This window comes from Kineococcus aurantiacus (assembly GCF_013409345.1).
Lineage (GTDB): Bacteria > Actinomycetota > Actinomycetes > Actinomycetales > Kineococcaceae > Kineococcus > Kineococcus aurantiacus.
This window is the reverse complement of record NZ_JACCBB010000001.1, coordinates 457,790-470,313: the sequence shown is the minus strand read 5'-3', so window position 1 is coordinate 470,313 and position 12,524 is coordinate 457,790. Positions and strand designations below refer to the sequence as shown.

Here is a 12,524-nt window from a genome sequence, read left to right as displayed (position 1 = left end):
CGGGTCAGCGCACGGGCCGGGAGCCGGCCCGCACGGGCCACCAGCCCGGGACCAGGTCGGTGTACGCCTCGAGGAACGCCTGCGGGTCGCGCACGTCGCGGCCCAGCCACACCGACAGCGCCCCCACCGTCCCCTCGGCGACGTAGCGCGCCATGAGGTCCGGGTCGGCGACGGGGGAGTGCAGCACCCCCCGCCGGGTCAGCAGCAGGATCGAGGCGTGGAAGTGGTCCGACAGCAGGGAGCGCAGGGTCCCGTCGGCGGGGCTGCCCAGGCTGCGCAGGTACACCGCGCGGTGCCGCTCCAGGTGCTCCAGGACGTCCAGCGTGGTCGCCCGCAGCGCCTCGCGCCAGTCGCGGTCACCGGGACCGGCCAGGTGGCGCTCGCGGGCGTCGTCGAGCTCCTCGCGCAGCACCGTGCCCAGCAGGGCCGAGGGGGAGTCGCTGTGCTCGTAGAACGTCGAGCGGTGAACGCCTGCGGCGCGGGCGATCTCGGCCACCGAGAGGGTCTCGGCGGACCGGGTCGCGGCCAGTTCCAGGACGGCAGCCGACAGGCGCTCGAAACTGCGCTGCGCCCGTGCGTCCACCCCGGGAGCCTACCGCCGGCGGGGTCGGGGTCCGGACGCCACCGCCGGTGCGCCCGCGCCCGCGCACCCCGCCGCCCGGGGGTCCTCCCCCCGGGCGCGCCGTGCGCTGAGTAAGGTCACCGCATGTCCACCGAGCCGGCACCCGGCGCCCCCTTCGTGGCGGTGGACGACGCCTGCAAGACGTACGGCGACGGCGAGAAGTCCGTCCGCGCCCTGGCCCACGTCGACCTGCAGGTCCCGCGCGGACGGTTCGTCAGCGTCATCGGCCCCTCCGGCTGCGGCAAGTCGACGCTGCTGCGCCTGGTCGCCGGCCTGGAGGAGCCCGACGCGGGGACCGTGCGCATCTGCGGCCGGACGCCCGAGGCGGCCCGCGCCGCCAAGCTCATCGGCTTCGTCCCGCAGGTCCCGGCCCTGCTGCCCTGGCTGGACGTGCTGGGCAACGTCCGGGTGCTGGAGAAGGTCAACCGCCCCGCGGGCCGGCGCGGGTCCCGGCGCGGGCTCGCCTCCGACCCGGTCGCCCTGCTGACCCGCCTGGGCCTGGGCGACGTCCTGCACCGCCGCCCCGGGCAGCTGTCGGGGGGCATGCAGCAGCGCGCGGCCCTCGCCCGGGCGTTCGCCCTCGAGCCGCAGGTGCTGCTCATGGACGAACCCTTCTCCGCCCTCGACGAGTTCACCCGGGAGTCGGCGCAGCTGCAGCTGCTCGACGTCTGGCAGGACCTGCGCACGACCGTCGTGTTCGTCACCCACTCCATCGCCGAGGCGGTCCTGCTGTCCGACACCGTCGTCGTCATGGCCGCCGGGCCCGGCCGCGTCGCCGGGGTCGTCGACATCGACCTCGACCGCCCCCGGCACCACGGGCAGCTGGACACCGCGGCCATGCACGAGCACGAGCACCGCGTCCGGCAGCTCCTGGAGACGGCGTGGAACCCGCTGGAACCCTCCGGGCGGGACGTCGCGTGAGGGGCGCGGCCCGGTTCGCCCACCCCGTGTTCTGGCTCCCGACGGTCCTGACGCTCCTGGTCGTGGCGGCCCTGTGGAGCTGGGTGGCCGCCGGCAACCCCTACGTGCTGCCGACGCTGCCCAGCGTGGGGCGGCAGTTCCTCGACCAGCCCGACCTGTACCTCACCAACGCCTGGACGACGCTGTCCGAGGCGCTGCTCGGCCTGCTGGCCGGGGTCGCCGCGGCCGTGCTGGTCGCCGTGCTGATCTGCGAGTCGGCGCTGTTCCGGCGCGGTGTCACCCCGCTGGCCGTCATCCTCAACGTCACCCCCGTGGTCGCCATCGCCCCGGCGCTGGTGGTCGCGTTCGGCTTCGGCATGACGCCCAAGGTGGTCGTCACCGGGCTCACGACGTTCTTCCCCGTCCTGATGAACACCGTCACGGGGTTGCGCTCGGTCGACCGGCACGTGCTGCAGGTGTTCCGCACGGTGGACGCCTCGCGGCTGGACGTGCTGCTGCGGCTGCGGTTCCCCAGCGCGCTGCCCTACCTGTTCTCCTCGCTGCGGGTCGTGTTCCCGCTGTCCCTGGTCGGGGCCATCGTCGCGGAGTTCTCCGCGGCCGGGGCCCAGTCCGGGCTGGGGACCCTCATCAGCGTCGCGAGCTCGAACTCCCAGCTGGACCGGGTGTTCGCCGCCATCGCCTGCCTGGCCGCGATGGGTTCGCTCATGCTGCTCGTCGTCACCACCGTGGAACGTCGTGCGCTGTCGTGGCACGAGTCCCAGAACCGCCGCTGACCGACCCGGAGGAACCCGTGCACCGCCTGCGCACCGCTCTCGCCCTGGGCGCCACCGCCGCCCTGTTCCTGGCCGCCTGCGGGGGGTCCGACGACGACGACGCGGCGGGCGGATCCACGCCCACCGGCAGCCGGGGTTCGGCCGTGAGCGCCGAGCGCTGCGCGCAGAACGAGGCGGCCGGGCGGGTCACCTACGTCACGGGTTTCCAGTACCAGGCCTCGGCCAGCATCCTCGACCCGATCGCGGCGCGGGCGCTGGGCTACTTCGACGACGTCTGCCTCGACGTGGAGATCCAGCCGGGCACGGGGGAGACCGCCCAGAACGCCCAGCTCGTTGCGGCCGGCACCGCGCAGGTCTCCTCCATCGCCGGCAACGGCGACGTCCTGGTGAACGTCGCGAACGGCGTCGACGTGAAGGCCGTGGCGATGTTCGGGCACGTGCCCGTCGCGACCCTCATGACGAAGCCCGACATCACCGACCTCAAGCAGCTGGAGGGCACGACCCTGGGGCAGAAGGGTGCGCTGCCGGTGACGATCGAGGCCATGCTGCGCGCGAAGGGCGTCGACCTGTCGAAGGTCAAGCAGGTCGTGGTCGGCTACGACCCCAGCGTCCTGGTCCGCGGCCAGGTCCAGTCCCTCACCGGGTACAAGTCCAACGAGCCGCTGACCCTGGCCGCGATGGGCGAGGAGGTCACCGAGTGGAACCCCGAGGACTACGGGGTCCCGGGCTCGATCGCCACGACCATCGTGAACCCCGCGTTCCTGGCCGACCACCGCACCGCGGTCGAGGACTTCCTGCGGGCCCAGCTGAAGGCCTACGCGTACTGCGAGGACCACGCCGAGGAGTGCGTCGCCGACGCCGCGGAACTGTCCCAGGCCGGGTACGACACCGACCACAACGTCGAGGTGTGGCGCACCGAGACGGGGCTGGTCGACGGTTCGCTGCCGGCCGGGCAGGTCCTGGGGCAGATCGACGAGGCGCCGGTGCGGACCGAGGGGGACTTCCTCGTGCAGATGCGGCAGATCCCGGCCGTACCGGACCTCGGGGAGGTCGTGGTGCCCGACCTCGTCCCGTCCCTGTACTCCGGCGGGGAGCTCGTCTGGCCCGTCCCGTGACCGGCCCCGGGCGCGGCACCGAGTACGGCGTCTTCCTGCCGGTCGGCAACGGCGGCTGGATCGTGTCCGACACCGCGCCGCAGCCGCAGGCCACGTACGCCGACAACCGCGCGACGGCCCTGCTGGCCGATGACCTCGGCCTCGACTTCGTCATGTCGATGGCCAAGTGGCGCGGGTACGGCGGCAGCACCGACCACTGGGGCCGGACGCTGGAGTCGCTGACCACGACCGCCGCCCTGGCCGAGGCCACCGAGCGCGTGCAGGTCTGGGCGACCGTCCACACCAACCTCTTCCACCCGGCCGTGGTGGCGAAGGTCTTCGCGACCCTGGACCAGGTCTCGGGCGGCCGCTGCGGGCTGAACGTCGTCGTGGGCGCCTACGAGCGGGAGTTCTCCCAGATGGGGCAGTGGCGCGCCGACTTCGACCACGACGACCGCTACCGCTACACCGAGGAGTGGCTGGAGGTGCTGGAACGGCTGTGGACGGAGGACTCCGTGACCCACCACGGCGAGTTCTTCACCCTCGACGACTGCCAGTCCCGCCCCCACCCCGCGCGCCGGCCCACCGTCGTCTCCGCCGGGCGCTCCCCGGCGGGCCTGCGGTTCCAGGGCGCCCACTGCGACGGCTCGTTCCTCACCGCCCCCGACCTGCCGGGCCTGCGCCGGGCCGGGGAGGAGGTCCGGGCCCACGCCGCCGCGCACGGGCGCACGGTCCGCACCTACGCCATGCTCACGGTCGTGCTGGGCGACTCCGACGCGGCGGCCGAGGCGGCGTTCCGCGAGTACGGCCGCGGCTACGACGTCGAGGCCCTCACGGCGATGAAGCTGTCGTGGGGCCTGCCGCTGGAGCAGGCGCTGTCCCTGGGCGCCGGCGACGAGGCCCACGAGGCGTTCCAGACCGCGGTGGTCGTCGGCGGGGCGGGGTCGGTGACCGAGCAGGTCCTGCGCCTGGTCCACGACGGCGGCCTGGACGGCGTCATGCTGATCTTCCCCGACTACCTGCGGGACCTGCCCGTCTTCGGCGAGCGGGTCCTGCCCGCGCTGCGCGCGGCGGGCTGAGCGGGTGAGCGGGGTGGACGAGCCCGGGGGCGACGACCCGCGGCTGGAGGCGCTGTGGGGGACCCCCGGGGCGCTGCTCGTCGTCGACGTCCAGCGCTCCTTCGCCGACCCCGCGCTGCTGCCGCACCTCGGGGCGCAGGCGCTGCGGGACGTCGCGGCGGCGGTGCGCCGGACCGGCGAGGCCGTCGCGGCGGGCCGGGCGGCGGGGGTGCCCGTGGCCTGGTGCCGTCTGCGGGTGCGGCCCGACGACCCGTGGCCGGCGTCGAACTGGCTGCGCGGCCTGGGGCCGGGCGACCCGTGGCCGACGCCGTGGGACCCGTGCGTCGAGGGGACCGCCGGGGTCGAGTGGTACGGCGTGGAACCGGCCCCGGGTGAGCTCGTCGTCGACAAGCGCACCTACGACGGGTTCGCCGGCACCGGTCTGGCCGACGGGCTGCGGCGGTTCGAGTGGCTCGCGGTCGCCGGCCTGACCACGGACTGCTGCGTCCTGGAGACCGCCGGCAGCGCCTTCACGGCGGGTTTCCGGGTCGTCGTGCTGGCCGACGCCTGCGCGGCGGAGGACCGGGCCGGTCACGACGCGGCGCTGCGCGTGCTGGGCACGCACAGCGCCGTCGTCAGCGACACCCGGTGGTTCGCCGCTCGGGCCGCAGCTCAGACCAGGGGCGCGGGGAAGTAGTACGAGTAGGTCTGCGGCGCCGAGAAGGTGCCGGTCACGGTGCCGTCGAAGGTGTGGCGGGCCGAGGCGACCGACGTCACGCGGTAGCGGTACCAGCCCGCGGTCTGGCCCTCGGCGCAGTCGAGCTGGTCCAGCTGCCCGGCGCGGTCGCGCAGGATGCCCTTGAGGACGACGTCGGCGCTGACGGTGCCGGAGGTGGTGGAGGGCTCGACGACGGTGTCGACGTAGGAGCCGTCGTTATAGAACGGGTTGCCGCCCAGGTCGCCGGTGCGGACCCAGCCCAGGCTGACGCCGCTGCCCCGGACGACGGCGCCGTCGGCGAAGCAGGCTGCGGTGACCTTGCCGTTGAGGGTCGTCTCGACGTAGCTGCCCTGCTCCAGCGGCCCGACGGCGCTGCGGACGGCCAGGCCGGCGCCGGTGCCGGTGACGGTGCCGACGACGGTGCTGGTGACCTGCCCGGTGCCCAGGTCGGTGGCCCGGCGGGTGGCGGCGTCGGCGCTGCCGGTGCCGACGGCGGCCAGGCCCGTGCCCAGCGCGACGGCGGCGAGGGCGCCGACCGTGCGGCGGGTCAGCCGGCGGCGGGTGGTGGTGGACGCGAGAACGGTCATGGTCTTCCCCCAGGAGATGCGATCGGTCGTCGCTCCCCGTGACGACCGAGAGAAGCGTCACCCGTTCGAGGGCTGCGGGACAAGCGAATCGTGAGAATTGGTCCGAACGTGTCTCTACAGAGCGTGACCGTCTAGTCCGAAAGGGTGAGTGAGCCCGGCCAGGACCTAGACTCGACGGGCCATGTCATCGTCCGCTCCCCGGTCCCCCCAGCGGCGCCAGCGCCAGCAGCCCCGTCGCTCCTCCCGCCCCGGCTCGTCGCGTCGCCCCGGACCCGCACCGCGGGCCCTGCCCGACGACCCCCGCGCCGCGGCCCTGGCCCAGCGCCTGGCCGGTGTCTCCCTGCGCGACGAGGACCGCCTCCGGCGACGGCTGGCCGCGCTGGCCCGGCGTCCCGCGGAGGCCCTCGACGCCGAGCTGCCCGCCCTGGAGGAGCTCACCGGCACCGCCGAGGCGCGCACCGCCCGCCGGGCCGCGAGCGTGCCCGCGCTGACCTACCCCGAGCAGCTGCCGGTCAGCCAGGAGAAGGACCGCATCGCCGAGGCGCTGCGCGAGCACCAGGTGGTCGTCGTCGCCGGGGAGACCGGGTCGGGCAAGACGACGCAGCTGCCGAAGATCTGCCTGGAGGTCGGCCGCGGCGTCCGCGGCCGCATCGGGCACACCCAGCCCCGCCGCATCGCCGCCCGCGCCGTCGCCGAGCGCGTGGCCGAGGAGCTGGGCACCGACCTCGGCGGCACCGTCGGGTACGCCGTCCGGTTCACCGACACCGTCGGGGAGGACTCCCTCGTCAAGGTCATGACCGACGGGATCCTGCTGGCCGAGATCCAGCGCGACCCCGAGCTGCTGCAGTACGACACCCTCATCGTCGACGAGGCCCACGAGCGCAGCCTCACCATCGACTTCCTGCTCGGCTACCTCGCCCAGCTGCTGCCCCGCCGCCCCGACCTCAAGCTCGTCATCACCTCCGCGACCATCGACCCCGAACGGTTCTCCCGGCACTTCGGCGGCGCGCCGATCCTGGAGGTCTCCGGCCGCACCTACCCCGTCGAGGTCCGGTACCGGCCGCTGCTGGCCGCCGAGCTCGCCGAGGAACTGCTCGGTGAGGACGCCGCGAACCCCTCCGAGGACGGCGGCGACTCCCTGGACTCCGACGACGCCCTCGAGCAGCTCGTCGGCGACGACCGCGACCAGACCGAGGCGATCCTCGACGCCGTCCGCGAGCTCGGCGCCGAGGGGCCCGGCGACGTCCTCGTCTTCCTGCCCGGGGAGCGGGAGATCCGCGACACCGCCGACGCGCTCGGGGACCTGCTGCGCGAGCGGGAGTTCCGTGGCACCGAGATCCTGCCGCTGTTCGCCCGCCTGTCGGCCGAGGAGCAGCACCGCGTCTTCCGCCCGCACGGCAACCGCCGCATCGTGCTGGCCACCAACGTCGCCGAGACCTCCCTGACCGTCCCGGGGATCCGCTACGTCGTGGACGCCGGGACCGCCCGGATCTCCCGGTACTCCCACCGCACCAAGGTCCAGCGCCTGCCCGTGGAGCGGATCTCGCAGGCCTCGGCGAACCAGCGCGCCGGCCGCTGCGGCCGCGTCGCCGACGGCATCTGCATCCGGCTGTACTCCCAGGCCGACTTCGAGTCCCGGCCGGAGTTCACCGACCCGGAGATCCTGCGCACCAACCTGGCCGCCGTCATCCTGCAGATGGCCTCCCTGGGCCTGGGCGACATCGCGGCGTTCCCGTTCGTGGAACCGCCCGAGCGCCGCGCCGTCACCGACGGCCTGGACCTGCTGGCCGAGCTCGGCGCCCTCGAACCGGCCCGCCCCGGCGACCGCGGGGTCCCGCGGCTGACCCGCACCGGCCGGGACCTGGCGAAACTGCCCATCGACCCGCGGCTGGGCCGGATGGTGCTGGAGGCCCAGCGCAACGGCTGCCTGCACGACGTCCTCGTCGTCGTCGCGGCGCTGTCGGTGCAGGACCCGCGCGAGCGGCCGCTGGAGCAGCGCGAGCGCGCGGCGCAGCTGCACGCGCGGTTCCGGAACGAGAACTCCGACTTCCTCACCTACCTGAACCTGTGGTCGTACCTGCAGCACCTGCAGCGCGACCTGTCCAGCTCGGCGTTCCGCCGCCGGGTCAAGGCCGAGATGCTGCACTTCCTGCGGATCCGGGAGTGGCAGGACACCTTCTCCCAGCTGCGCCGCGTCGTGCGCGACCTGGGGTTCGACCTCGAACGCCGCGAACCGGCCGAACCCACCGGGGACGAGCTGTTCCCCGACCCCGGGTACGACGGCGACGCCGTGCACCGGTCCCTGCTGGCGGGGCTGCTGGGGAACATCGGGCTCAAGGACGTCCGCGAGGACAAGGCCGGCCGGCGCGAGCAGCGGCGGCCGCAGGTGGAGTACACGGGAGCGCGGGGCGCGAAGTTCGCGCTGTCGCCCGGTTCGGCGCTGGGCCGCAAGAACCCCGACTGGGTCGTGGCGGCCGAGCTCGTCGAGACCTCCCGGTTGTGGGCGCGCGTCGTCGCCGGCATCGACCCGCGCTGGATCGAGCCGCTGGCCGAGCACGTCGTCAAGCGCACCTACTCCGAGCCCCGCTGGTCCCGCAAGCGGGCCGCGGTCGTGGCGAACGAGCGCGTCACCCTCTACGGCGTGCCCGTCGTCGCCTCCCGCACCGTCGCCTACGGCGGCGTCGACCCCGAACTGGCCCGGGACCTGTTCATCCGGCACGCCCTCGTCGAGGGCGACTTCGAGACCCGCCACGCGTTCTTCCACCGCAACCGCGAACTGCTCGCCGAGGCCGAGGAGCTCGAGCACCGCGCCCGCCGCCGCGACATCGTCGTCGACGACGAGGTCCTCTTCGCCTTCTACGACGCGCGGATCCCCGCCGACGTCGTCTCCGGCCGCCACTTCGACGCCTGGTGGAAGGAGGCGCGGCGGGGCGACCCGGAACTGCTGACGTTCGACCCGGCCATGCTCGTCACCGAGGAGGACGTCGTCAGCGAGGAGCAGTTCCCGCTGACCTGGCGCCAGGGGGACTTGGAGCTGCGGCTGGAGTACGTCTTCGACCCCGGCTCGGCCGCCGACGGCCTGACGGTCGACGTGCCCGTGGAGGTCGTCAACCGCTTCGACGACCGCGACCTGCTGTGGCAGGTCCCCGGTCTGCGGCACGACCTGGTGACGGCGATGATCCGCTCCCTGCCCAAGGAGCTGCGCAGGAACCTCGCCCCCGCCCCCGACAAGGCGAGCAGGTTCCTCGAGCGGGTCCGGCCGCACGAGGAGCGGTTCTGGGCCGCGTTCGAGCGGGAGATGCCGCGGCTGGGCGACGGCACCGAGATCTACGAGCAGGACGTCGACTGGTCCAAGGTCCCCGCCCACCTGCGCCCGACGTTCCGGGTGCTGGGCGCCGACGGCTCCGTCATCGCCGCCGGGAAGGACTTCCCCCGGTTGCGGGCCCAGCTGGAGTCCACCGTCGAGGAGACCCTGACGGCCGCGGCCGACGAGGTGCAGCGCACGGGGGAGACGTCCTGGGCGAACCTGCCCGCGCGGATCGAGACCACCCACACCAGCGTCGTGCGCGGCAGCGACGTCACCTCGTTCCCCGCGCTGGTCGACGAGGGCGCCACGGTGGGGCTGCGCACCTTCCCCACGGACGCCCAGGCGCGCACCGCCCACCGCGAGGGGGTCCTGCGCCTGCTGCTGCTGGCGCTGCCGTCCCCGGCCAAGGCCGTCCAGGACCGGCTGGCCAACGACGCCAAGCTGCTGCTGGCCCGCGCCCCGCACGGGAACGCCGGCGCCGTCTTCGCCGACGCCGCGCACGCCGCGGCGGCCCAGCTGCTCGACGAGGCCGGCGGGGCGGAGGTCCGGACGGCGGAGGGGTTCGAGCAGCTGCTGGCCGCGGTGCGGCCCCGGTTCACCGAGCTCACCGCCACGGCCGTCGACCGGACCCTGCGCGTGCTGCGGACGGCCGCGGCGGTGGAGAAGAACATCTCCCGCACCTCCAGCCTGACGCTCGTGCCCTCGCTGGCCGACGTGCGCGAGCAGTTCACCGGGCTCGTGCACGCCGGGTTCGTCGCCGAGACCGGGATCGACCGGCTCCCGGACCTGCTGCGCTACCTGCAGGGCATCGACCGGCGGCTGGCCACGATGCCGGACGATCCCCAGCGCGACCGGGTGCGGATGGCCGAGTTCGCCCGGGTCCGCGACGCGTGGGCGGGGCGGGTCCGGCGCGCGGGCACGCCCGTCCCGCCGGAACTGGCGCGCCTGCGCTGGACGCTGGAGGAGCTGCGGCTGCAGAAGTTCGCGCCGGGGATCCCGACGGCGCACCCCGTGAGCGACGAGCGGGTGCTCAGGGCCCTCGCCGACCTCGGCTGAGGCCCGGGCCACGGGGCGCGCGCGGGGTCAGTGCGCGGCGTAGCCGCCGTCGACGAGGTGGTACGAACCGGTCACGAAGCTCGCGGCGTCGCTGGCCAGGAACGCGGTGAGGGCCGCGACCTCCTCGGGGGTGCCCAGCCGGCCCGTGGCGTGCTGGGCGGCCAGGGCGGCCTGGGCCTCGTCGGTGAGGTTGGCCTCCAGCAGCGGGGTGCGGATGAACCCCGGCCCGACCGCGTTGACGCGCACGCCCTGCGCGGAGTACTCCAGCGCGGCGTTCTTCGTCAGGCCCACGAGGGCGTGCTTGGTCGTCACGTAGGCGCTGGACCCGGCGATCCCGACGCTGCCGAGCACCGAGGCCATGTTGACGATGGACCCGCCCCCGGCGGCGACCATCGCCGGGATCTGCGCCCTGAGCGCGTAGAACACCGCGTGGAGGTTGACGTCGACGACCCGGTGCCAGGAGTCCAGGGAGTACTCGGCGACGGGCTTGGCCTCCCCGCCGACGCCGGCGTTGTTGACGGCGACCCGCAGGGGGGCCAGCGCCCCGGCGGCCGCGACGGCCGCGACGTGGGTGTCGGGGTCGGCGACGTCCCCGGCGAACGCCCGCGCCGTCCCGCCGGCCGCCGTGATCTCGGCCGCGACGGCCTCGGCGGAGCCGCCCGACAGGTCGACGACGAGGACGGCGGCGCCGTTGCGGGCGAGTTCGAGGGCGACGGCGCGGCCGATGCCGGAGCCGCCGCCGGTGACGAGGGCCGAGCGGTCGGCGAGGTCGTAGGTGGGCACGGGGTTCTCCTCAGGTCTTGTTCTGCGACAGGTGTCGGTCAACACGGCGACTGTACGCCGGGCGCGGGACCTGCCCGTCACGGGTCGTAGGCTGCTGGCCCAGGACGAGGTGCACGGGGAGGGACGGCGTGGCGACGGCGAGCGGTCAGGTCGTCAGCGACCGCGTGCTCACCGTCCCGAACGCCCTGAGCTTCCTGCGCCTCCTGCTCGTGCCCGTCTTCGCGCTGCTCATCCTCGACGGCCGGGACGGCTGGGCCCTGGCCGTCCTCGCCGTCAGCGGCGCCAGCGACTACCTCGACGGCAACCTGGCGCGCCGGTGGAACCAGGTGACGCGCCTGGGGCAGGTGCTCGACCCGTTCGCCGACCGCCTCTACATCCTCACGACGCTGCTGGGGCTGGCCTACCGCGGGCTCGTCCCGTGGTGGCTCGTCGTCGTCCTCGTGGCCCGCGACGCGACGATGCTCGCGACCCTGCCGGTGCTGGCCCGGCTCGGCCACAGCGCCCTGCCGGTGCACTTCCTGGGCAAGGCCGGCACCTTCTGCCTGCTGTACGCCTTCCCCCTGCTGCTGCTCGGGGAGCTGTCCGCGACCCTTTCGCTGGTCGCCGGCGCCCTGGGCTGGGCCTTCGCGCTGTGGGGGACCGGCCTGTACTGGTGGGCCGGGGTGCTGTACCTGCAGCAGGTCCGGCAGCTGTGGCGGGCCGAGCACCGCCCATGAGGTCCCCGCGCCCGCCCCTCCGCCTGCCCTTCCGCTCGCCCCTGCGCCTGCCCGTGCACGTCGACCCCCACCGCGACCCGGCCGCCAGCACGCGGCTGCTCACCGAGGTCATGACCCGGCCCCTGGACCCCGGCTACGCGGCGGCCGCGCGCCGCCGCGCCGAGACGGGGCGGGGACCGCGGCGGGCCGACCGGGTGGTGACGACCCTCGCCCTGCTGGCCACCGGCGCCCTGTTCGCCGTCGCGGGCGTGCGGGCCGCCGCCGCCGCCCCCGACGCCGACCGCGGCCGGGCCGCGCTGGTGCAGCGCATCGAGGACGGCACGGCCCGGGCCGACGGCCTCGCCGCGCGCGCCGGCGCCCTGCAGGCCGAGAACGCCCGCCTGGCGGCCGCGCTGGGCGGCGCCCCCGCCGCCTCGGCCGACGCGCAGTCCTCCGGCCTGGAGGTCGCCGCGGCCGCGACGGCCGTCACCGGGCCGGGGCTGCGGGTCGTCCTCGACGACGCCCCCGCGGGCGAGGGGCCCGCCACGAGCTCGGGCCGGGTCGTCGACCGCGACGTGCAGCTCGTCGTCAACGGCCTGTGGGCCGCCGGGGCCGAGGCCGTCGCGGTCAACGGCCAGCGCCTGGGGCCGCTGTCGTCCATCCGGGCCGCGGGGGAGGCCGTGCTCGTCGACTACCGGCCCCTGACCCCGCCGTACGCGGTCGCCGCGATCGGGGACCCCACCGCGATGCAGACGGCCTTCGCCACCTCGGTCGCCGGCCGCTACCTGCAGGTCCTGCGCGACAACTACGGCCTGCGCACGCAGGTCTCCCCGGCCGACGACCTCCGGCTGCCCGCCGCGCGGCTGGACCTGCGCCTGGCGCGGGGCCCGGCGCAGGGCCAGTAGGGTTC

General features: G+C 74.9%; 11 protein-coding genes. 8 read left to right on the top strand and 3 right to left on the bottom strand.

Annotated features, from left to right (window positions below):
• Positions 1-4: 4 nt before the first annotated feature.
• The gene (locus tag BJ968_RS02275) at positions 5-583 is read right to left on the bottom strand and encodes a TetR family transcriptional regulator (protein WP_179748854.1); all 579 of its coding nucleotides are present in this window, start codon (positions 581-583) and stop codon (positions 5-7) included.
• Positions 584-706: 123 nt separating this feature from the next.
• Between BJ968_RS02275 and BJ968_RS02270 the strand changes: the two genes are divergently transcribed.
• Genes BJ968_RS02270 through BJ968_RS02250 form a run of 5 tightly spaced genes read left to right on the top strand, consistent with a single transcriptional unit; the run spans position 707 to position 5,165 of the window.
• Positions 707-1,543, top strand: coding sequence for an ABC transporter ATP-binding protein (locus BJ968_RS02270; RefSeq protein ID WP_179748852.1), 837 nt, complete (start codon positions 707-709; stop codon positions 1,541-1,543).
• A complete protein-coding gene (locus tag BJ968_RS02265; protein ID WP_343077765.1) occupies positions 1,540-2,316 on the top strand; it encodes an ABC transporter permease in 777 nt (258 codons plus the stop codon). Before BJ968_RS02270 ends, BJ968_RS02265 begins: the two co-directional genes overlap by 4 nt.
• A 17-nt stretch (positions 2,317-2,333) precedes the next feature.
• Entirely contained in the window at positions 2,334-3,431 is a 1,098-nt protein-coding gene (locus BJ968_RS02260; RefSeq protein ID WP_179756076.1) for an ABC transporter substrate-binding protein, read from the top strand.
• Positions 3,428-4,489, top strand: coding sequence for an LLM class flavin-dependent oxidoreductase (locus BJ968_RS02255; protein WP_343077764.1), 1,062 nt, complete (start codon positions 3,428-3,430; stop codon positions 4,487-4,489). Before BJ968_RS02260 ends, BJ968_RS02255 begins: the two co-directional genes overlap by 4 nt.
• A 13-nt stretch (positions 4,490-4,502) precedes the next feature.
• Positions 4,503-5,165 (top strand): isochorismatase family protein, encoded by a 663-nt coding sequence (locus BJ968_RS02250; RefSeq protein ID WP_179748848.1) that lies wholly within the window; start codon positions 4,503-4,505, stop codon positions 5,163-5,165.
• On the opposite strand, the gene BJ968_RS02245 is transcribed toward BJ968_RS02250, so the two are convergent.
• Positions 5,141-5,773, bottom strand: a complete 633-nt coding sequence (locus BJ968_RS02245) for a hypothetical protein (protein ID WP_179748846.1) — start codon at positions 5,771-5,773, stop codon at positions 5,141-5,143. The genes BJ968_RS02250 and BJ968_RS02245 overlap by 25 nt on opposite strands.
• 181 nt (positions 5,774-5,954) lie before the next feature.
• Here BJ968_RS02245 and hrpA point away from each other — a divergent pair, with 181 nt between their 5' ends.
• Complete coding sequence (gene hrpA / locus BJ968_RS02240; protein WP_179748844.1) at positions 5,955-10,136, top strand: ATP-dependent RNA helicase HrpA; 4,182 nt, start codon at positions 5,955-5,957, stop codon at positions 10,134-10,136.
• A 27-nt stretch (positions 10,137-10,163) separates the two neighbouring features.
• Here hrpA and BJ968_RS02235 read toward each other — a convergent pair whose 3' ends face one another.
• Positions 10,164-10,919 (bottom strand): 3-oxoacyl-ACP reductase FabG, encoded by a 756-nt coding sequence (locus BJ968_RS02235; RefSeq protein ID WP_179748842.1) that lies wholly within the window; start codon positions 10,917-10,919, stop codon positions 10,164-10,166.
• Positions 10,920-11,047: 128 nt separating this feature from the next.
• Between BJ968_RS02235 and clsA the strand changes: the two genes are divergently transcribed.
• A complete protein-coding gene (gene clsA / locus BJ968_RS02230) occupies positions 11,048-11,635 on the top strand; it encodes a cardiolipin synthase ClsA (RefSeq protein ID WP_179748840.1) in 588 nt (195 codons plus the stop codon).
• Positions 11,632-12,519, top strand: coding sequence for a DUF881 domain-containing protein (locus BJ968_RS02225; protein ID WP_179748838.1), 888 nt, complete (start codon positions 11,632-11,634; stop codon positions 12,517-12,519). Before clsA ends, BJ968_RS02225 begins: the two co-directional genes overlap by 4 nt.
• Positions 12,520-12,524 lie beyond the last annotated feature (5 nt).

What these genes read in the sequence shown, in the direction of transcription:
- BJ968_RS02245 (WP_179748846.1), bottom strand. Translation starts at nt 5,773, where the DNA reads ATGACCGTTCTCGCGTCCACCACCACCCGCCGCCGGCTGACCCGCCGC.
- BJ968_RS02270 (WP_179748852.1), top strand. Translation starts at nt 707, where the DNA reads ATGTCCACCGAGCCGGCACCCGGCGCCCCCTTCGTGGCGGTGGACGAC.
- BJ968_RS02225 (WP_179748838.1), top strand. Translation starts at nt 11,632, where the DNA reads ATGAGGTCCCCGCGCCCGCCCCTCCGCCTGCCCTTCCGCTCGCCCCTG.
- hrpA (WP_179748844.1), top strand. Translation starts at nt 5,955, where the DNA reads ATGTCATCGTCCGCTCCCCGGTCCCCCCAGCGGCGCCAGCGCCAGCAG.